The organism is Nocardia anaemiae NBRC 100462 (assembly GCF_001612725.1).
Classification (GTDB): Bacteria; Actinomycetota; Actinomycetes; order Mycobacteriales; family Mycobacteriaceae; genus Nocardia; species Nocardia anaemiae.
Genome location: NZ_BDAZ01000031.1, coordinates 106994 through 128223 on the forward strand (window position 1 = coordinate 106994; position 21230 = coordinate 128223).

Consider the following 21230-nt stretch of genomic DNA (forward strand, 5'->3'; position numbering starts at 1 on the left):
CCATCAGCTCATGCGCCGAACGTCCGGCCCTGGCGTGGCACCATTGCCACCCGCGGTAATCGCGGGTTGTTCGGCGGCGGAATCGAAATAGCGGGTTTCACCGCGCGGCTCGATCAAATCGACACGCACGGTCCGCATCGGAATGCTGACATCCACCGCGGTCGCGCTGACCTGGTTGATTGCCAGATCGACCGACCGCCGCCGTGGCCCACCTGGCTCGCTGATGGTCACAGTGGTTTGCGCGGCCGATACCTGCGGCGGCAGATTGTCGAAGACCGTGATCGTAGCCGATGACGGCGGCGGACCTGAACCGGCTTGTCCGGCAGCGGCATTCGCGGCACCAGCCTCCGGAGCCAGCCGCAGCGATTCCGGATCACCGACCGCGGCGACCAACTGCCACCAGCGGTGCGGGCGCACCGAATGGACCTCGACATCCGCGCCTACCACCATGGCGCGCAAGACGATCTGCTGTGCCACCGGTAGGTCGGCGTGCACGTCGATGGTGCGCCTGCGCGGGTTGTAGCGGGCCGGATCGAACAGCGGCAGCGCCAGGGTATGACGCGGCTGACCACTGATGGAACCGAGAATCTGACCATTGGGACCGATCGCGATGGTGAGATCCGCCAACAACTCCTCGGGGCCGATATCGCGGCCCGAATCGTCGACGGGCACCGCGCGGATAGAGGTCCCGGTCGGCATCGTGGCCAGCAACGCGATCGCCTGCCTGCCGGTCAATCGACGCAAATAGTCCGGTGGCTCGGTCGTGACCGGTGGACCGATATACCGCGCGAGCGCGCGCGGCCCGGTCGTGGCATCGGTGAGGCTCACCACCAACGTTGTCCGGCCGCGGTTCCACGACCAGCAATCGTCCAGACCGGCGCCGTCCATCCGCGTCCAGTCGATCAGGAAACTGGTCACGCAGCGACCAGGTACCGAGGTCTCCATACAAGTCCAGGTCTCCCGCAGATCGCCGAGTTCGACACCGGCGTGTAGCACCCTGGTGGCCTCCTGCATCGCCGCCGCAGGCAGCGCGTGCGCGGCGATACCGCGTTCCCGCAATCGGCCCGCGATGCGGTGCGCCGCGGTGGCCAACGCTCTGGGCGCGACCATCGAGACCAGACCGCGCCGCTGCAGCAGATCCAGGTTCCGCTCCATATCCAGTCGGACGACCAACCAGGTGAGGCGATGGCCGACCACCGGATGGGAACCGATCAGCTGGTCATAGAGCATGCTGTAGTTACCGGTCGGACGAACCCGCTGACCAGTTGTCACGATATCAATATCGACCGCGAGGCCGAATTGATCGAGCAGGCCGACCAGTGCGTCGACCGGGACGGTGTCCTCGGTGTAGATGGATTTCTCCGCGATGACCGTCGGCAGGTCGAGGTTGGGGGCGAGCTGGATCATCGCCGTGAGCACGGTGCCCTCGGAGCGAATACCACAGACCCCGGGCGGCACCTCGATATCGACCACATTCGCCGGACCGGCGAGCGCTTGGGCTCTGGAGGCCCTGCCGAATCGGTAGTCGGCCCAGTCGAGCAGCCATCGACTCGTCGTGCGGCCGTTAACCTCGACCGCCACGGTCACCAGCAGCACGGTGATCACCGCCGCGCTCGCCCACATCGGGGTGTGCGACCACAGCCCGGTTACCACCAGGCTGCCGCCGATTACGGCGACGGCGAACGGACCACGTTCGACACCGCCTACCCGAACACTCGGAAGGCTCACCGCCGCCTCCGGACCGCGGAGCTCGCGTAGGTGGCGCCGAGCCCGAGCAGCACGGCGGCGATGATGACGACGGCGGCCGCGAACGGCGGACGACGATCCTTGGCCCGCGGCGGATCCGGTATGACCAGAACCGACGACCGGTACAACCCGATCGGCGGCTTGGGCGCGGTGCGGTAGCTGAGCGCGGTGAGCGGATCGATGACACCGGCGCCGATGACGTTATCGATACCGCGCGCTGGCGCGTGCGCGCTCGCGGTCAGCCGGGCCATGATCTCGGCCGGGGTTTCGTTGGGGAATCGGGAACGCAGCAGGGCCGCCACCCCGCTGACATAGGCCGCCGCGAAGGACGCGCCACCGACCGGCACCAATTTGCCGGGTTCACCGACACCATTGATCAGGCCATCGCCACCGGGACCGATCGATTCGATCGCGGTCCCCGGAGCACCGACCGAAACCCATGGGCCCGTCAGCGAATCGGACATGGTGGCACCGGTGGCGGTGGTGAAGCCCACCGTCAGCACGTCCGTCCCGAACCATCCCGGCGCGGATACGGTCTTCACATCGCGCCAGTTCCTCGGGTCGCTCGGCCGGGTCGGATCAATATCCGGATTCTGATCACAGCCACCGGAGGCACTGCCGGCACCCGCGACGATCATCGAGCCTCGCACATGTACGGCGTAGCCGATCGCCACCGACAGTATCGACTGATCCACCGCGAGTCCCACTGGAACGCAGACCGGCAGCGCCACCGTGATCACACCGGCGCCCAGATTCGCCGCATGCACGATCGCCCGCGACAGCGTCCGGATATCCATCGAGAGTTTTTGCGCCGCATCGTTATTCGGGCGCTCTGGACTGAAGGCGCCGGAGCGGTACCGAATGGAAATGATCCTGGCGTCCGGTGCGACTCCGGTGAATCCATCTGTGGGACCGGATGCGGCGCCGATGATTCCGGCGACCAGGGTGCCGTGCGCATCGCAGTCCGACAGACCGTCACCGCCAGCCTGAATATAGTCACCGCCGCCGACAAGACCGGGCAGGCGGCTGTTGGGCGTGACGCCGGTGTCGAGCACTGCGACGGTCACCCCGGCACCCCGGCTCAGGGCCCGGGCGTTCGGCAGATCCAATGCCAACTCCGACGGCGGCGTGCGCGTCAGATCGCTGTCCCTCAGAACGCCGGTCGCCAAGCAGCCGTTGTCCTGCTTCATCGGCAACTCCGGGCCGGGCGGATCATCCGCGGGCGCGCCGATGACCACCTGCGGCGGCTCCACCGCCAATGCCGGTGCGGCGGAGGCGATCAGCGCGAATCCCACCAGCACCGCGACCGCGGTCGCGCCGATTCGCATCAGATCGCCCGCATCGCGGTGTAGATGCCCATGATCCAGCAAGCGATGATCGGGATCACCAGAATGAGCGCGTACTCCACCAGGTCGATCATCCGGCGCGTAACCGGCGAGAGCCGCCGACCCGGCAACCGCACCGCAGCGACGCATGCCGCAGCGGCGGCCATGCCGACCACGAAGACGACGACCAGCCGAGCCGGGGCTGTCTCGTACGCGATGACCAGCACCAAGCCAACGCCTACCACGGTGATCGCCGATGCGACGACGAGCGCGATGGCCTGTACCCGGTCCGGGAACCAACGCGCGCGCAGGGACAGCAGACCGCCGATCGCGACGGCGAGCACGATTTCCCGAATACCACCGGGGCTCACGGCAGCCGACAGCACGGCAGCGCCCGCGAGAAGTGTCGACGTCGCGGCGATGAGCCCTCGCAGACTCGTGACCGCCAGTCGGGCCCGGCCCTCGATACCGGCCCCGGCCTGCTCCCGCTGCCGCTCGGTATCCTCGGCGGAATCGAGTTCGGCGTCATCGCGCGCGGATTCGGCGTCGAAAATATCGGTCAGCGTGGCTGGATTGACCTCGTTGCCGGGGTCCGGCAGATCCGGTGGTCGAATCCGGGCGACCACGACCGCGAGACGTGGTGCGGCGGTGAGCAGTATGAGTCCGAGAAGTACCGCGCCCCCGGATATCTGGCGCACCGACAGATCCAGATAGGTCAGTGGAATCGCCGCGGCAGCGACAGTCACGCCGAGCACGGTAACCGCCATCAACGTCGCGATCCCGAGTTTGGTCACGCGCATCATGGCCGCGGCCGCGACAGCGGCGACCACCGAACCCGCGGCCAAATTGGCCGCGGCGAACGGACCCGGCTCACCATAGGCCGGTGGCACCAGCATCGCGCCGCCCGCGAACAACAGCGGAATCGAGGACAACGCCAACCCGAGGCTGATCCGCGGCGCGAAATTGCGCTGTCGCGCTTGCACCGCGCCACCCCAGCACACCGCCCCGAGCAGTAGCGCGGGCAGCGCGTACCACCAGATCGAGCCGGACTCTGTCCACGACAACGACAACATCGCCGCGATGGCGACCGCACCGACACCCAGCGTGGTAAGGCCGACAACGGCGGCGGTCTCCGCATCGAATTCGGCGAATTCGCGCTCGTTGATCAGGGCGAGGGCATCGGTGATGTCCTCCACGACCGGCGTGAAGACCTCCGCGGATTCGACCGCGGCCAACATCAGCACGGTGCCGTCGACGACATCGTGGTCGGCGAGGCTGCGCCAGCGCGGCATCGGCGCTTCGCCCGGTCGAGCCAGGCTCCACTGTCCGGTCGGCGGGGTGAAATCGACGGTTTCGTCGTCGATGGCGTTGGCCAGCACGGTGAGCAGATCATCGATGAAGGTCTCGATGGTGAATTTGGTCGGCACCACGACATCGACCTGATAGCTGGACACCAGGACCGCCATCCGGGCCCGCGCCACCTCGGCGGATGCCGCGGGTGCCGCTCCCGGCGGCGAAGCAACGGCAGTACTCATCGCCACCCTCCGGCGGACCGGCCGCCGCCACCAACATAATTCGGGAATCCATCGGCAAACCCGGCCGCGAGTTCTTCGAACGCGAGCAGGGTTTCCTTCTCCACCAGGCGCAGATCGATTTCGCCGCCCTCGGCCAAGTGGTCGTCGAAGGGCAGGATGCAGGTCGGGCGCTGGCCGGTAGCGAACAACTTCTCGATCGCCGCGACATCGACGACCGGCTTAGATGGTTGCTGATGCACGATCGACACAACCGATTTGGCGATCAGATGCTGCATACCGTGCGAACTCAGCCAATTCAACGTGGCCACCGCACCTTTCACCCCACCGACGGTGGGCGGGGTGACCACCACGACGGCGTCGCTGGTCTTCAGCACGCTGAGTGTCACCGAATCCAACACGCCGGTACCGCAATCGACGAGCAGCAGATTGAAGTGGCGGCGCAAAACCTCGACCGCCGTAGCGTATTCGCGACCCGAAAGGGCCTCATTGGCCTCGATGGTCCACGGCGAGGCGATGACGGCGAGATCGGCCGAATTGATCGACATGAACGATTGCACCGTCGAGAAGGCCTCGAGATTCGAAGCCTGCGCGAGATCGCGCAAGGTCAGGCCATACGGGTGCGGAGCGGTACGGGTGGGCAGATCGCCGAAGTCCGGATTCGCGTCGACGGCAACGACCCGGTCCGGGCGCAGCGCCGCGAAGGTCGAGCCGAGCGTCGCGGCGGTGGTGGTGCGGCCGACGCCGCCCTTCACGCTGATCACCGCGATCTGGTACGGGGTGTTGAGCTGGGTCCGGATTCGGGCGCGCCGATCCTCGGCGCGCTGCTCGGCGGGTGAGAGGCCGAGCCGGAACCCGACCTTGTTCAGTGCACCGCGTACGCCCGTGCTGGACTGCAGCTTGGCGCGATTGGCCGCCGAGATATCGGCCAACAGATCCATCGAGGTCAGTGCCGCGGGCAGCACCTCGACCTGCGGTGCCGCCGTGCGATCGATGCGATCGGGCACCCAGTTCGCCGCCTGAGCGGGTTGCCATGGGGTATCGACGGATTCGGCGCCGGATCTTTCCGCGCTGGGTCCGGTACCGCCGCTGGATGTATTCGCCGAATTCGACGCGGTGTGGGTAATCCGAGCCGTAGCGGGCTCGGCTCCGGCGTGGGCCGCCCATGTCTCGGGTGCCGAAGGTGTCGCGGCCACGTAGTTCTCGCGCGGCGAATCCGCCGTCGCCGCAGCCACGTTCGGCGCAGTCGGATGTGGTCCTGTCGGGTGCGCCACGGCAGCTTCCGGCGCGGTCGTGCTCCGCGGTGGCGCCGGACGCTCCGCCGCGGGCTGCGGCACCGACTGACCGGGCGCACCGATCACCGGTTCGCTGAAGCTTGGGTTCGGGCGAGCCGGGGCGCTGCCAGCGGGCGCGCCGCTTTCCGGCTCCTGCTCTGCCTGCATGAAAAAGGCGTCGTAGCCGCCCTTGTGTCGGACGGACTCGGCCGGATGACCATTAGTACTCGGCGCTCGGCTCATATCTGTCGTCCTCTCCAAAAACCCATCGGGACGTTCAACCGATCCGGCTGGTATCGAACCAACTTCGGTCCGGCAACAGCTCGACCAGTCCCACGATCGCGGCGTGCATCGCCGCATCGTCGCCGGGTGCGTATGTCGATCGGACTTCCCCGTCCATCGCCACACTCGGCGTCACAATGATGCGCCCCGACAGCGTATCCAGCACACTCACACCGTACTTCGGCTTCAGCTCAACTCCGTCCTGGTGTTGCACCACCGCCACTTCCGCGCGCCGGACTACCTCGCCGAGCGCTCGACCGAGCACCCCCGCGGTGCGCGGCTGCGCGCCCAACTCCAGCAGTGCCTGCCGTCGTCCGTCCTCGTCGTCGGGCACCTCGGCAAGATCTTGCTGCGCTGCGGTCATCGGCTCGAAACTCAGCGCCGGAGCATCCCCCAACGCCGCCGCCACCGCCGCAGACACCGAATCCAACTGCCGTTCCTGCTGGTACACCGCCTGGATGACGACCTCGTCGTCATAGCGCACCGCCAGCACATGGGTATCGCCGCGACGCACCAACGACATGCGCAGCATGCCCTTTTGTTCGCCATCCAGGCCGGTGGCCAGCACGAGCGCCATCAGTTCCACATCCGGGCGGTACAGGCACTGCAACCAGTGCTCCACCCTCGGATGCACGCGGTCGCCGTCGATGATGCCCACCTCGGTGAGCTGTTCGGCGACGACAGCGCGCACCCGCTCCAGGTCGTCGATATCGAAAATATTCGGCATCAACGCCAGGATCGGGGGGTAGGAATCGATGCCGGCCATGTCTTGCAACAGCAGCGCGGCATCGACATTCAGATCGACTGCTACCGGATCGTTTGCCACACCTTCCTCTAACACATTGTCATCCTCTGCTTGCCGTCCGCGCCAGTTATCGAAGCCAGCGACGGACGGGTGCTGCACGATGAACTAGATGTTCATAGCGAGGAACCTGCTGCCCTGGTCCTTGTCGGTTATCTGCATCGTGCCGACCGCTTTCTGCACCGCAACCTTCAAGGTCTCGAGAGATGCGCGGTATTCATCGATCAGTCCCATCAGCTTATCGATCTGCGGGTTCCAACCTTGCTCGGCTGCTTCACCAGTGAAGCTGTGCTTGAGATTGTCCTTCAGGTTCGTCAAGGCATCGTTGTTCCCCTGAATGTTGGTCACAATCTGCCCGAAGGTCAGGGTGTGTGTGTCTACTGCTTTATAGTCGTATGCGATACCCATTGTCGATCTACCTTTCTAGAGCGGTTTTCTTCAGAAGTGTCGGCAAAAAGTCACCACTTGAGGCTGACATTGCCTGCATGCATATCGTTCTGAATGCTGTTGACGCCATCGAGGCCATAGGCAGTCGCGTGCTGCACGTGAGCCGCAGCTTCCATATCGGACGCATCGACTTTGACACCAGTGTTCAGCAGCTCGTTGAGGATGTCCTGCAATTTCTGGGCGAGGTTATTGCCTTTTTCCCACGCGTTTTGCATCGCCTGCTGAATCGCCACACCACCGCCAGGGCTCTTGACCGCGGCCTGCAATTCGTTCTGCACGGCGAGAAGAGCCTTCATATAGCCCTCGTGATTACCTTGCAGTCCCAGCCCGGTCTTGGCAGTGGGGATCAAAACCTCCGGATCGGCATTAAGTCCTTGCATTTTATATCCCTTTCCCTAATGAATTACACATGACCTCGGTGCGATTCACCGGAGGACGCTCTCGGATGACACTGAATCGTCGTCGGCATTCTCGATGACGCCGACCAGAACTTCCTGATCGGTCACCACTTCATCCGGCTGATCGGCATATTCGATGATGCCGATCACCGGAGGCTTCTCCAACACCGGAACTTCCAACTGCTCGCCCGGCACGAATACCTTGCCCGGTTTCCGTTCCTCGTCCCGCCTGCGTCGCATTTGCGTCTTCGGTGCGATGGCACCCTTGCGCGGAGCCCCGCGGCCAGCCGGTCCGGCGCCCGACGGATTCGAGGATGCGCCGAATGCCGTGCCCGGACCGCGCAGCCAATTGGACGGCATCCGGAATCCGGTGGACGCACCCGGCATGGAGCCGAGTCCGCCCCGGGCCAGATTCAACGCGACCATACTTCCGACGCCCCCGCTCAAACCCGCCAAAGTCGGCGAATTGGGCGAGGTTCCAAAGAATCCCGACTGTCCGGCGGACCCGTCCGCGCCCGTGTACGATCCGGAATCGCTCAGCGGCGAAGTTACCTCGCTCGGATCCGCAGTCGGATCCGCAGTCGGCGACTCGGTGGTGTCGGTCGGCGTATTGCCGGTGTCGGTATTCCCGGTCTTCGTATCGCCGGTGTTGTTGTCGGTGTTCGTATTGTTGGTGTTGGTGTTGTTAGTGTCGTTGTTCGTAGTTGTATCGTTGTTCGTGGATCCGTCGAATTTCCCATTCGGGCCCGACTTCGGGGTATGCACCGGCACGTCGAATTGCGGCGGTGGCGGCGGCACGCCAGGGTCGGTCACGATAGGCGTCGGCAAGGCAGGCGGCGGCAGCGTCGACAGAGTTGGCAGCACCGCTCCGGCATAGCCATCCATCACCGCTGCGGCGGCTCCCCAAATCGCGATGTACTCGAGCTGGTTGAGAAGCAGCGGAATCGCGTTCTGTCCCCCAGTATTAGTGAGGAGCAGCACCCCCTGCTCGAACCTATTCTCGGCAAGCCATCCGCCCACCATCTCCATCGCGGACTGAGCCGCGCTGAATTCGCCTGCCACAGTCAGTAATACGCCCGAGACCGACTGGGCGACCATGGCCTGCTGCTGTAGCCACTTCGTGTGGTGACTGAATGCCGACTGCGCCAGATCACCAGACTCGCCGTTCCACGTCTCACCCATATCGAGCATAGCGGAGGCCGTGTTGCTCGCCGTGGTCATGAGCGTTTGCGCCGAGTTCTGATAGGACTCGGCCGCCGCCGTGATCATCTCCACCCCGGGACCGCCGAGCAGATTGCCGACGTTTATCTCCGGAGGCAGTGCGTGCCATATCATGACATCAGCCTTCGTTCGGGCCCGCGGCTCGGATTATCTGGGCATTTCGCTGAGGGTCGCACCGACGCTCGCGACACCGGCACCATTGACGATGTCACTGCCGGAATAGGCGACGGCCGTCGGCGGTAGCGACGCCGACGCGACCTCACGATGCACGAATCCGTCACCCGTGCAACTGAAGAATGACTGGCCATACGCGGCGGTCACTTCGGGAAGGATCATCGCACTCACCGCGTCCAACGCCGGGGGGAACACGACGCAAGTGGCCGCCGAGTTGACGAGGGAGGCGATCGCCGCGTCGGCAATCAGGTCGAGTTGGGAACTGACTACGGGAAGATGCGCCGGTTCGACATTGAGAGCCATGAGAGTTCTCCTAACGATGAGCGCCGACTCAATAGCGAGCGGTACAGGACAAACGCTAAGGCATTCTCATTGCTGGGAAGCCTCGTCGAGTCGATGCCCGGACACCCTCGTGCCACCGCGACCAGGGCTACTCCTGCGGTGCCATCCATGCCGCCTGCACCAGGTCCTTGCGCGAATGCAGCGGCTCGACGAAGATGCCTCGGCCCACCGGTTGCTTCGTCGGCTTCACATCGCCGATCAACATGCCGTCGAGCTTCGAACCATCCATGATGATCCCCGACGAGTTGAGGTTCTTGATCTGGCCAAGCACGTTGTCGTACATCGCAGTATCGGCCTGTGCGATATTGCGGGCCACGATGATGTGCAGACCGGTGTCACGACCGTCGACAATGATCTCTTTCAACGGTTCCAGCGGATTCATGGCACCGCGCTGGGCAACCATGTGATAGTCGTCGATCACCACGAAGATCTCCGGACCGCTCCACCACGACCGTTCCTTGAGCTGCTGTGAGGTCACACCATCGGGTGGGCGGCGGCTGCGCATCTTCGCGACGAACGGCGGCAGACCCTCGACCACGTCGCGCTCATTGGCCAAATACCCGATCAACTGATCGTCCTGAAAAGCATCCATGTGCTGGCGTCGGTAATCGACAAGCAGTACTCGGGCCTGATCCTTGGTGAACTGCCGACGGATGGAGGCTAACAGCGCCGCGACCACCGTCGACTTACCACACCCGGGGGATCCGACCACGATCAAATGCGTCGAGACACCGAAGTTCGCCGACGCGGCACTGAGATCGGACTCGCGTATACCGAATGGAACCACCAGTCGCTCCGCCAAGGTCGTCGGAGCAGGCCGGTTCGCGACAACTTCGTCCAGAAGTACCCGATTGGGGAGCAGTTTCACCTCCGGCGCCGCGCGGTCTCCCAGCGCTCGCCTCAGGTGCTCGATCGCGGCAGCCAGGCCTGCGGCCGACGTTTCCGAATCGGCGACGCCGTCGATGCGAGGCAATGCGGTCAGCATATGGAGTCCGTCGCTGGATATGCACCTGCCCGGCCGATCGGGCGGAATCGCGCCAACCACCGCGCGGTGATTGAGGAAGGAGGTGTCGGTGAGGTCGCCCAAGCGCATCTCCAGGCGCGTTTGCAGCAGATCCTTGATCGCGGGACGGATCGCCGCCCACCGCGAGCTGCTTACCACCAAATGGATACCGTAGTTGAGCCCTTGTAGCGCGAGCGATTCCATCACCGGCATGTACTCGTCGTAGAGCGGACCGGTGACTGCGAATCCGAGATCCCAGCCGTCGACAACGACGAAGACATCCCCATGCTGGTCACCATGCGCGACGAGTTCGGCCGACTCCTGCGGCGAGCTGCGCCTGCGCCGGAACTCGCGCATGGAGTCGATGCCGAGCGCGCTGAACAGTGCTTGCCTGTTGCCGAGCAGACTGGTGATGAGCGCGAAGGTCCGCCGAATTCGGTCGATATCACGGCCCGTAGCGACCGACCCGACATGCGGCACGTTCCGCAGTCCGGTGAGACCGCCGGAGAAGTCGAGGCAATAGAACTGGACCTGTTCGGGTGTATGTGTCAACGCGGCAGACATGATCAGCGTTTGCAGTGCGGTCGACTTACCCGACTGTGGGCCGCCGACGACGGCCACGTGCCCACCCGCGCCGGACAGATCGATCGACCAGATGTCCTGGCGCTGCTGTCGCGGCTTGTCCACGAGCGCCCATGGCAACTGCAGCGCACCTGGAGTCACACTGGAGGTGAACTTGTCCAGTGTCGGAGGCACGGTCAGCGGCGGCAGCCACATCTTGTGCGCGGGCGTGCCGAATCCGGCGAGTTGTTGCAGCACCGTCTCCATCACGGTGACCGGTTCGCCTTCCTGCGTCTCCGGTTGCCGCACAGGTTCGGGCTCGACTGGGGCGGGCCGCACATCGATGATGTGCGCCGTGGTGAATTGCTGTGGTGGCCGGTAGCCACCGCCGGGTCGCCTGGCGCGTTGGGCACTGGACGCCGATGCCTGCGCGGGCGCGACATACGGCGCGCCGACATAGGCGGCCTGGAATCGCTGCAGATCACCCGAGCCGACGCGCAGATAACCCGAACCCGGCTTCTTCGGCAGGTGATATGCGTCGGCGGTGCCGATGGCATCGCGGGAGTCCGCGGTCTGGTTGGTGCGCAACGCGATTCGGTAGGACAGGTGGGCTTCCAGCTCACCCATCCGGCTCGCGGGCACCTTCTGCGAGGCCAGCAGCAGGTGGATACGCAGCGACCGACCCAACCGGCCGATCGCGACGAACAGTTTGGAGAAGTTCGGATGCTGCTCGAGCAATTCGGCGAACTCGTCGAGGATGATCAACAGCGTCGGCAGCGGCGCGAGCTGCGCGCCCTGCTCGCGAGCACGCTCGTAATCGGCGACGCTGGCGAAGTTGCCCGCATCACGCAAAATCCTTTGCCGCCTGCCCATTTCGCCGTTGATCACGTCTTCCATACGGGTGACGAGATCGGCCTCTTCCTCCATGTTGGTGACCACGGCCGTCACATGGTGCAGCCGGTCGAACCCGAGAAAGGTCGCACCACCCTTGAAGTCGACCAGCAGCAGGTTCAGCTGATCCGGTGTGTGCGTCGCCACTGCCGAAAGCACCAGGGTGCGAAGGAATTCCGACTTTCCGGAACCGGTGGCACCGATGCACATGCCGTGCGGGCCCATGCCCTCCTCGGCCGATTCCTTGATATCGAGATAGACCGCGCTACCGGCCGGATCGTGGCCGAACGGAATATTCAGCCGGGATCGGTCCGCGTCACGGCGGCGCGGCCACTGCTGCTCGACCCGGATCGCGCCCGGATCGATGATGCCGACCAGTTCCTCCCACGATGTGCCGCTGCTTGCCTGATCCGCGACCACGGCCTCGACCACGGTGGACAGCCGATACGGAGATATATTGCGGGCCAATGCCTTCGCCGTCGCCACCGACATCGCGTCGGCGACTCCGACCCGCCGCAGCCCGCGCGGGGTCACCTCGTGCAGCGCCCGATCGGGCCCCACCATGAACTTCAGCGCGCGCGGCAAGGTCTGCTCGGCTCGCCCCAGCCGCAGCCAGGTGCAGCCATCGATACCGGAGATATCCCGATCGGTGGCCGGACTGCTGTCATCCACGATCAGCAGATAGTGCTTGCGATCCAGCGTCGGTTCGGAATTCGCGGAGAACGGACCGCGGTTGAGTCCGGCAAGTGCCTTGGCACGCAACTCCGAAACGCTGCGGTACACCATCCGGCTAGATCCGATCGCGTCGGTATCGCTCGGATGTTGGGTGTGCGGCAACCATTTCAGCCACGACCACTCCGGTGCGTCCGGATTCGACAGCACCGCCGCGACCGCGACCTGGTCGGGCCCGTGCAACACGACGATTTCGGCGACCATCGCCCGCACCAGCGCGGCCACCGCATCCGGATCACCATCGATACCGATCTGCGGCGCCGACAGCAGATTGATCGCGACCGGCATACCCCCGACCGTCGAATACGCCTTCGCGAACCGCGTCACCTCGACCACACCCACCGGATCCAGATCCGAAGTGGGTGCGGCCTCGGGCACGATCACCCGCACCTGATTGGCGATCCGGCCCCGCCCCACCCGCACCCGCAGGAACTGCGGACTGGCGACCTGCACCTCCCACATGCGCTTACCGCCGATCAACGCGGCGATCTCGGCCGGACCCGGGTGGGTGTAGCGCAAATAGGTGTGCAGCTCGGACTCGGCGGCGTGCACGGTCTTACGGTTATCGGTAATGCTGCGCAGATAGTCCTTGCGTTCCTCGTTCAGACTCGCCGCACCTCCGGCACCGCTGCCGGAGAACGAACCGCCCATCATCCCGCCCATCGAAACCAGCATCATGACCGGGAACATCAGCATCATCGGCGACATCTGCCCGCCGCCGCGGAACATCATCACCATCATCCCGGCCATGGCCGCCACCATGACCACCGGCATGATCATCTTCAGCCGCGATGGCGGCACCGGTTTGGGCAGCTCGGTCGGCGGCTGTAGGCGCAATTCGGTCACCGCCGGGGCCTTGGGCCCGCGCACCATCCGAGCGGGCCGCACGAACCGGCGGGTAGCCGTCACGAGGTACCGCCCGGAAGCCCGATGACGGCCTTATTCGTCGGGATGCCGTCGTGCTGGATCCTGGCGTCCTTCTGCGACAGGGTGGGTCCTACCGCGAACAGCGAAACGATGGACCACGGTGCGGGCACCGGAGTCCGCAGGCCGAGCGAGGTCAAGGTCGAATCCGGGGTGGAGTTGTTCTCCACCACGGCGCTGATGCCATAGCGAACGCCGCTGTCGGAGATCCAGAACAGCGACTCACGCCGCGGCGACCCGGGGTCGGCACCGGTCACCTGGACGAAGCGTCCGGTGGTTCGCGGCAGATATGCGGCGTCGGCGGTGGTGCCGCGCGACCCGGTCGCCGTCACCAGGCCGACGGTGCGGTTCTGTTCTTCCACCTTCAATGGCAATTGCCGTCCCACGAGCAACTCGGTCGCGGCATTCGGATCGGTGCCTGCGCGAGACCAGTGATAGCAGGTCACCCCTAAGCGCATCGGGTCGATGACATGCACCGGTCGAGTCGGGTAACTGGCCGTCCCGGGCCACGCACCAGGACGCAGATTCGCCGCGATGACATCCGGGCCGACGGTCCGCGTGGTTACCGCACCGTGTGAATTGGCATTGCGGATGATCGACGCGAGTACCGAATTGATCTGCACCACACCGGATTCCGATACCAGATAATAGGACGCACCACGATCGGGCGCCGATACCGTGAGCACCGAACCGACCGGCACGCTCAGCCCCGAGGAGAAGGTCACGGTGCTGCCCGCACCGGGTACGTCGGGCACGCGCAGCGGCGGCACCTCGGGGATGGCCGAGATGAAACCTTTGGAGGCCGAGACCACGGTCGAGGTCGGGTCGATGCCAAGGGCCAGGATCACCGCCGAATTACTCAGATCTATGGCCGCGCGAACGATGCCCTGCTGCTCATCGGAGTACACGAGCCAGGTGGTGCTGTCATCACGCAGCAATCGCGCCTCATCGGGGCCGAGCCCGCGGACCGCATCACCGTCTACGGTCAGCGGACCGCCGATCGCGGTAGTCACCACCGGCGACAACGCGACCGTGGGCAATCCGGTCTGCGGATTGACCGGTGCCGCCGCACCGACCTTCGCGGTATCACACACCGTCCATGACGAATTCCGGTCCCCGTTGTCGGCGATCACCCCGGGCGCGCCCGGAATCCCGACCCACGGCCCGCGCGGATACTTGGCCAACTCGTCACGCGAGACCGGCACCGGGTTGTCCGGCGAACCGGCGATGAGTCGCGCCGAGGTGAGATTCAGCGCCGGATGCAGACGACCACCGACGCGCACGTACAGAGCGCCGGTGTCCTTCTCCGCGATGATCTTCGATTCGCCCACCCTCTTGGCGGGTTTGAAGAACGCGAGCAAGGCCGCGCCCGCGATCACCACGCAGGCCAACGCGATGCCGATCGAGAGCGCGGTGGAACGACCGCGCTGCGGATCATCGATCATCGAGGCGTCGCGCCGCACCAGCGCATGCTCGATCCGGCGCAGCAGAAAACGCCAGCCCGATATCTGGTGCTTGGTCACCACCCGGAAGCGCGCCATGCGAATCAGCCCGTCGCGGCCGGTGCCAAGCCCGCGAGCGCGGCAGTGATGTCCGAGGAGTCGATGGTCATCAACTCCTCATTGGTCATCGAGAGCACATCCGCGTTGTCCCTGGTGAATCGATAGTCCCGTTCGGCTTCGGCGGCCTCGACCACGTTGCGGACGAAACGACCGTTGCCCGCCAGGTCGATGAGCCGCCGACCGTTCTTGGTCTGGCCCGACAACTGCTCGCACCGCGCCCGCAGGACGTCTTTGGCATCGGCGGCGAGAATCGAATCCTTTTTGTGCGCAATATGATCGGCGATCCGCACCAGTTCATCGGCGTCGTAGCTGGAGAAGCGGATGCGCTTGGTGAAACGCGAGGCGAGGCCGTCGTTGGAGGCCAGGAACCGGTCGATCTGGTCCTCATACCCCGCGATGATCACGACCAACTTGTCGCGGTCGTTCTCCATGCGGGCAAGCAAGGTGTCGACGGCTTCCTTGCCGAACGCGTCACCGCCGGACAGGCCCTCCTGGATCAGCGTGTACGCCTCGTCGATGAACAGCACGCCACCGAGCGCGGAATCGATCAACGCGTTCGTCTTGGGTGCGGTGTGGCCGAGATGGGTACCGACCATATCGTTGCGCGACACCTCGATGACTTCGGCGTTCTCGACGACGCCGAGCCCGGCGAAGATTTTGGCGATGACACGGGCGATGGTGGTCTTGCCGGTGCCGGGCGGGCCGGAAAAGATCAGATGCTGCGATCGGGAATCCACGGCGAGCCCGCGTTTGGCCCGGACCTGATCCATCAGCACACCCGACTTGAGCCGGTCGACCTGCTCCTTGACCGAATCCATGCCGATCTGGGCCCGCAGCAGGTCGGAGGCCTCCTCCAGCAGTGACTCACGGGCGAGTCGCGCGGCGGAGGCGGCGACCTCGGTCGGATCGTCGCCGGACTTCGGATCCCACTGATTGGTACGCGAGGCGATGACCTCGGCGGTGGTGACCTCGAGTCGATAACTCTTGTCCCTTACCGCACGCTGCCATTCGGGGCGGTCCGGCCACAGCGCCGAGCCCTGCAAGCCCTTGAGGATCTTGTCTGCGGCGTCGTGATCGCCTTCGTGGCGCAGCAGCATGCCGAGCAGGTAATGCGCGTCGGCCCAGATGTAGGAGAGGTTGCCCGACTGACTGTCCTCGACAATGCGCTGTGCGCGCGGCAGGGCCTCGCCGAATCGACCCAGATGCGCCAGTGCCTGTGCCGTCATCAGCTCAGCCGCGATATCCAACAGCCCATCGTCGAGCGCGGGCTTGGCATTGCGAGCGGAGAGGACATCCAGCCACTGTTTGGTGCGGAAGTACAGCGACATCCGCACGAAGTCGGCGACATCGTCGCGCGGTACTTCGGCGAGAATGGCCGCGGCCTCCTCCCATTCGCCGCCGTCGGCATAGGAGCAGGCCTGGGCGATGGCGATCTGATCCCGATCCGCCATGGCCACGCGCAGGCCGAAAACGCCGATCTCGACCTGACACCACAGCGCACGATCGACCAGCCCAGCGCGTTGCTGATCCCGGTACAGGTTGTGCACCGATCGGTACGCACCATAGATCACTTCGGAAGTGACCTCACCGGCCATGGCACGCCCCAACCAGGCGTCACACATGTCCGGATCCAGGTCGGTGGCGGCGCGGAAGGCAGCCGCCGCCTGCTGTTCATTTCGCACGCCCCCGGCGACGAGCGCCAGACTTTGCACACCTGTGTAGAACGCGTCCTCGGCCGCAGACAACTCGGGCTTCCCTTCCGACGATCCTCGTAGACCGAAGATAGCCATTTCGGGCCCGGCCGGGAGCGCCTGATCATTCCCAAGGTTGGGAAGTCGGCATTGTTTCCCGACGACAAGGTCTATTTACATTATTTATCGGCTCGATATTGAATGTACCGCTATTTAGCGGTATGTTGTGGATGGGTCGACGGTCCCTCATCCCGAAGACCCAGCCCCGTCCAGCGGTGGCCGGTAGCCGAGATCCGGCCGTCGGCCATCGCCTGGCAAGCGGCGGATCGTCACCCCAAAACCCCGGCGATCTGTCGTGCGGCGGCCGACGGTACCCCACACACCGTCGGCCGCCGCACCCCTTCGCGGCCTACTCATCGGCCGCCATCATCCCGGCGTCGGACCGTGGGAACGGTGACCGCCATTTCGCTCGAAGTCGGCTCCGATTGCCGCGCGAGCTTCGACCACGGCGTTTCCCGCGGCTTGCGTGCCGTCGTCGCCCGCCGGTCCAGGGTTTGGAAGGCCTTGGATGGCACCCCTTTCGAGAACGCCGCACGCTGCGCCGAAGCGCGTACCGCATGTGCCCACGGTGTTACGAAGCCGCGTGAACGACTCGGACCGAGCCCAGGTTGCATCCGAGGGGCGACGCGACCGCTTTGGACGGCGCTGGTGATTCCCGCGTCATCAGTGGGGGACACGCTGGCCACCTGCGATTCGGCAGGGGTCATGCCAGGCATGCGCGGTTCTGCGGGGGTAACGCCAGACGCCAGCGGTTCGGCCGAGGTCATGCCAGACTTCTGCGGTTCCCCCAGCGCCGCACCAGGTTTCAGCGATTGCGCATGAGTCATGTCAGGCGGCTGTGATTCGCCAAGCGCCGCACCAGGTTTCAGCGATTGCGCACGGGTCATGTCAGGCGGCTGTGATTCGCCAAGCGCCGCACGAGATTCCTGCGATTCCCCGAGCACCGAAGGCTTCTGCGCCTCGGCGGAGGTCACACCGGGCATCGGCGATTCGCCAAGTGCCACATGAGGTTCCTGCCCTTCGACAGAGGGCACGTCAGACTTCTGCGGTGCGGGAGGCAACTGCGCTTCGGCTGGAGCTGCGGCGAGCAACCGCGGTGCGGCAGGGGCCGCCGCAGGCGTCAAAGCTTCACCAGAGGTCAGGCCAGGCATCCGCGATTCGCCAACTGCCACACTAAGTTCCTGCCCTTCGACAGGGGCCACACCAGACTTCTGCGGTGCGGGCAGCAACTGTGCTTCGGCTGGAGCAGCGGCGAGCAACCGCGGTGCGACGGGGGCCGCCGCAGGCGTCAGAGCCTCGCCAGAGGTCACGCCAGGCATTCCTAGTTCGGCCGCGGCGGCGGGCATCGGCGGTTCGGGAGAGGTCCCGGCAGGCTTCGGTAGTTCGGCTTGCGGTGCAGGAGGCACCCGCGGTTCGGCAGAGGCAGCGCAGGGCAGCTGTCGTTCGGGTTCATCGGGCGACGTGCTGATCGAGACCGCACCGGTGAACAGCTTGTCGACGCCGCGTTCGAGCGGTTCGACGGCCCTGCCGATCACCTCGATGACGAGGTAGCCGATCAGGGCCAGCTCCATCTGCATGCACAGTCGACGTGCCGCTGCGGTGACGAGTGGTCCGGTGATACGCGCCGCGGGGGTGGCCGTCATAGCCGCGTAAGTCGTTGCCAGCGCGGCGAGTTCGGTCAAGACCACCGCCTTCGTCACGGTCATGACGTAGGCCACCGCATCCAAGGCCTTCGCGATGGTGGCGCATACCCGATCGAGCTCGGCTTGCCGGTCGTCGTCGGAACCGGCCCATGTCGCGGCCATGCGCTGGTACGCGGCGAGAGCATCGCCGGTCTCGGGGGCATCAGGACAGCAAGCACTTGTGGCAAAGGTGCGTACCTTGACCGCGAGCCCCCGCACGTCCCCTTCGTCGATATCCGGGTATCGCACCCCACAGCAGTCGAGGAAATCCGCGACCTCCGGCGGAATCTCCACCACCACTACAGCACCCGCACCACAACGGCATCGTTGGACATGCGCGACCACTTCACGGTCGAACCGGAATACGGCGCCTCGATGACCATCCCGTTGCCCGCGGCCAACTGGACATGCTCGGGCCCCCGTGCGCTGAACGAGCTCGCGGGAAACACCAGATCGCCGGGGCGCACATCCGCCGGGGAGACCCGCACCCCGCTGTAGATCTGCTCATAGGTCGTCCGCGGCAGCACCACATCACCGCCGGAAGCCTGCGCGATCGCGTACTGGGTCAGACCGGAACAATCGAAGCCGCCCCCGGTCGGTCCCCCGGCGCCACCGCCCCCCCAGATGTAAGGCGTGCCGAGCCATTCGCTGGCCAAGGCGACAGCCTTGCTGCCCGCGGTGCCATCCGATGGCACCCGAGGTCGGCCGCGCCGACCGTTCGACAGCACCGCCGAGCGCGAACGAGCCCGCCGCCGACGACGCGGCGTCGAACTCGCGGTTTTTCGGCGGGATAGTTCCGGCATGCTCGGCGGCATGATCTGCGCCGCCCGCTGACGCGCCGCCGCGACATCGGTATCGACCTGCTTGGCCGCTTTGGCGATGGTCGTATGCGCCGCTTCGAGCAGGGCGGGCCCGCTGAACCTGGTATCACCGACCGATGCGATCGCCTGGATGCGCGATTGCAGATCCGCGATCTGATTGGTCAACCGGTTCCGTCCGATGACGGTGCCGTCACCGGCCTCACCCACGGTCTTCTGCACGACGCCGTCTTTGCCCGCATGGGATTCCGCGATCGTCGACTGGATGCCGCGTGCGTCGGTGTAGCGGGCGACGCCTGATCCACCGTGCGCACTCAGGTCGGCGTTCATCGATCGGGCGAGGCTCGCCGCGGCGGCCGGATCGGGTTGCCCGTCGCCGTAGAGCACGAGCAGGGCGCGCAGGACCTCATTGAGGTCGCCCGTCAATGCTGGCGACATTCGACCGACTCGCTCTCGCTCATCACCGACCGCCTCTCAGGACCTGCTCACCAAATGCATCGCCGGTTGGCACCGGTCGCCCCGAATGTCGGGGGCTGACAACGACTATGCGGCAATTTCGCGAATGATTCATCTTCCCAGCGGCGGGAAGACACGACAATGGGAACAACTTCTGGGAGGCGGTGGCGAGAATATGGCGGGCGAAGTGGCGGGTACCGCGGCCGAGACATGGCAAACACTGTTCGGCTCACCCATCGCTGGCAATTCCGCCGAGACCGGGGCCTCATACGGTGCGCAACCAGGTGGTTTCTTCGGCCGACCGCCCGGCGGGCCACCCGGTCAATTCCCCGGCGCACCGCCCGGCCAGCCACCAACCGACGGATCCGGCCCGCCACCCGGTCAGCCTCCTGGCGCGCCGCCCGGTCAACCGCCAGCCGACGGTTCCGGCCAACCGCCAGCCGACAAATCAAGCCCGCCAATCGATCCCACCTTGGTCGCCAAACGATTCGACAAAAACGACACCACCACGGCGAGCAAGGCCAAAACCGGTCACTACTGGACGGTGGAACTGACACCACCGCCAGGTGCGTCGGCGGGTTTGAAGGCATTTATCGCGATGGCCGAAGAGGCCATCCAAACCGCCGTCGACCTGCTGGGCCGGGGCACGCCCGAACTGCCGCCCAATGTCGACGATCTGCTGCGACCGGTGATCTACGAGAGCATCGGCGACGGCTTGATGAAGGAGCAGTACCAGGAGGCCCTGGCGAAGGTCCAAGCACGGCAGACCGCGCTGCTGACCTACGACACCAAGGTCATGAAGACCTCCATCGTGGTCGCCTCGGGCAGTGACGAGACGCTGCGGGCGATCAAAGCGATCGTGGCCGAACTCCAGGCGAAGCTGAAGGCCGCCGGGAGCGGGAAGCTCAAACCCGCCCAGGAAGTGGCCCTCATGAAGTTGGTCGCCCAGGCGATAGACCTCGTATACGACAAGGTCGAAGCGGTCTACCAGCTCAACAATGATATGGCTGGTACCGGCCAGGGCTCTAGCGGCAGCGGTTCCGGCAGCGGCAATGGCCAGTCCGGTTCGGGCGGTTCCGGTGGTGGCGGCGACGGCGGGCTCGGGCAATTGGTGTCGATGCTCGGAATGCTGCCGATGATGGCGATGCCATTGATATCGCAGTTGCCGGAACTGCTGAAGCAGCAGGACAAAGACAAAGATAAGGACAAAGACAAAGACAAAGACGCAGCACATGATGGCGCGCAGCCCGGCGAGCTGCAAGCGGCGGCGCCTGGCGCTGCGCCGGGCAGTCCCGCACCCGCGGCGG

Annotated in this window: 15 protein-coding genes; 1 reads left to right on the forward strand and 14 read right to left on the reverse strand. The window is 65.3% G+C overall.

The window, feature by feature from the left end:
- Window positions 1–3 precede the first annotated feature (3 nt).
- From eccE to NA5_RS19885, 14 genes are all read right to left on the reverse strand, one after another.
- Window positions 4–1728: a type VII secretion protein EccE gene (gene eccE, locus NA5_RS19820; RefSeq protein WP_062988202.1), complete on the reverse strand. Its 1725-nt coding sequence runs from the start codon at window positions 1726–1728 to the stop codon at window positions 4–6.
- A complete protein-coding gene (gene mycP / locus NA5_RS19825) occupies window positions 1725–3074 on the reverse strand; it encodes a type VII secretion-associated serine protease mycosin (protein ID WP_062988204.1) in 1350 nt (449 codons plus the stop codon). The genes eccE and mycP overlap by 4 nt, the downstream gene beginning before the upstream one ends.
- Entirely contained in the window at window positions 3074–4606 is a 1533-nt protein-coding gene (gene eccD, locus NA5_RS19830) for a type VII secretion integral membrane protein EccD (protein WP_062988235.1), read from the reverse strand. The genes mycP and eccD overlap by 1 nt, the downstream gene beginning before the upstream one ends.
- Window positions 4603–6120, reverse strand: coding sequence for a CpaE/TadZ family protein (locus NA5_RS19835; RefSeq protein ID WP_245672306.1), 1518 nt, complete (start codon window positions 6118–6120; stop codon window positions 4603–4605). Before NA5_RS19835 ends, eccD begins: the two co-directional genes overlap by 4 nt.
- 34 nt (window positions 6121–6154) lie before the next feature.
- Window positions 6155–7000 carry an ESX secretion-associated protein EspG gene (locus tag NA5_RS19840; protein ID WP_245672307.1) on the reverse strand — a complete coding sequence of 282 codons (846 nt, stop codon included), beginning with the start codon at window positions 6998–7000 and terminating at the stop codon, window positions 6155–6157.
- Window positions 7001–7069: 69 nt separating this feature from the next.
- On the reverse strand, window positions 7070–7369 hold the full coding sequence (locus NA5_RS19845; RefSeq protein WP_062988206.1) for a WXG100 family type VII secretion target: 300 nt from the start codon (window positions 7367–7369) through the stop codon (window positions 7070–7072).
- A 50-nt stretch (window positions 7370–7419) separates the two neighbouring features.
- On the reverse strand, window positions 7420–7788 hold the full coding sequence (locus NA5_RS19850) for a hypothetical protein (protein WP_062988208.1): 369 nt from the start codon (window positions 7786–7788) through the stop codon (window positions 7420–7422).
- 45 nt (window positions 7789–7833) lie between these two features.
- Window positions 7834–9141 carry a PPE family protein gene (locus tag NA5_RS19855; RefSeq protein ID WP_062988210.1) on the reverse strand — a complete coding sequence of 436 codons (1308 nt, stop codon included), beginning with the start codon at window positions 9139–9141 and terminating at the stop codon, window positions 7834–7836.
- A gap of 33 nt (window positions 9142–9174) precedes the next feature.
- Entirely contained in the window at window positions 9175–9504 is a 330-nt protein-coding gene (locus NA5_RS19860; RefSeq protein WP_062988212.1) for a PE domain-containing protein, read from the reverse strand.
- A 127-nt stretch (window positions 9505–9631) separates the two neighbouring features.
- Window positions 9632–13639: a type VII secretion protein EccCa gene (gene eccCa / locus NA5_RS19865; RefSeq protein WP_062988214.1), complete on the reverse strand. Its 4008-nt coding sequence runs from the start codon at window positions 13637–13639 to the stop codon at window positions 9632–9634.
- The gene (gene eccB, locus NA5_RS19870) at window positions 13636–15195 is read right to left on the reverse strand and encodes a type VII secretion protein EccB (protein ID WP_062988216.1); all 1560 of its coding nucleotides are present in this window, start codon (window positions 15193–15195) and stop codon (window positions 13636–13638) included. Before eccB ends, eccCa begins: the two co-directional genes overlap by 4 nt.
- Before the next feature lie 5 nt (window positions 15196–15200).
- Window positions 15201–16961: a type VII secretion AAA-ATPase EccA gene (gene eccA, locus NA5_RS19875; RefSeq protein WP_062988218.1), complete on the reverse strand. Its 1761-nt coding sequence runs from the start codon at window positions 16959–16961 to the stop codon at window positions 15201–15203.
- A gap of 359 nt (window positions 16962–17320) precedes the next feature.
- Window positions 17321–18943, reverse strand: a complete 1623-nt coding sequence (locus NA5_RS19880) for a hypothetical protein (protein WP_157110532.1) — start codon at window positions 18941–18943, stop codon at window positions 17321–17323.
- 5 nt (window positions 18944–18948) lie between these two features.
- Window positions 18949–19905, reverse strand: a complete 957-nt coding sequence (locus NA5_RS19885) for a C40 family peptidase (RefSeq protein WP_062988222.1) — start codon at window positions 19903–19905, stop codon at window positions 18949–18951.
- A gap of 490 nt (window positions 19906–20395) precedes the next feature.
- On the opposite strand from NA5_RS19885, the gene NA5_RS19890 reads away from it, so the two are divergent.
- Window positions 20396–21230: hypothetical protein (locus tag NA5_RS19890; RefSeq protein ID WP_218020129.1), on the forward strand; the 835-nt coding region annotated here is incomplete at its 3' end.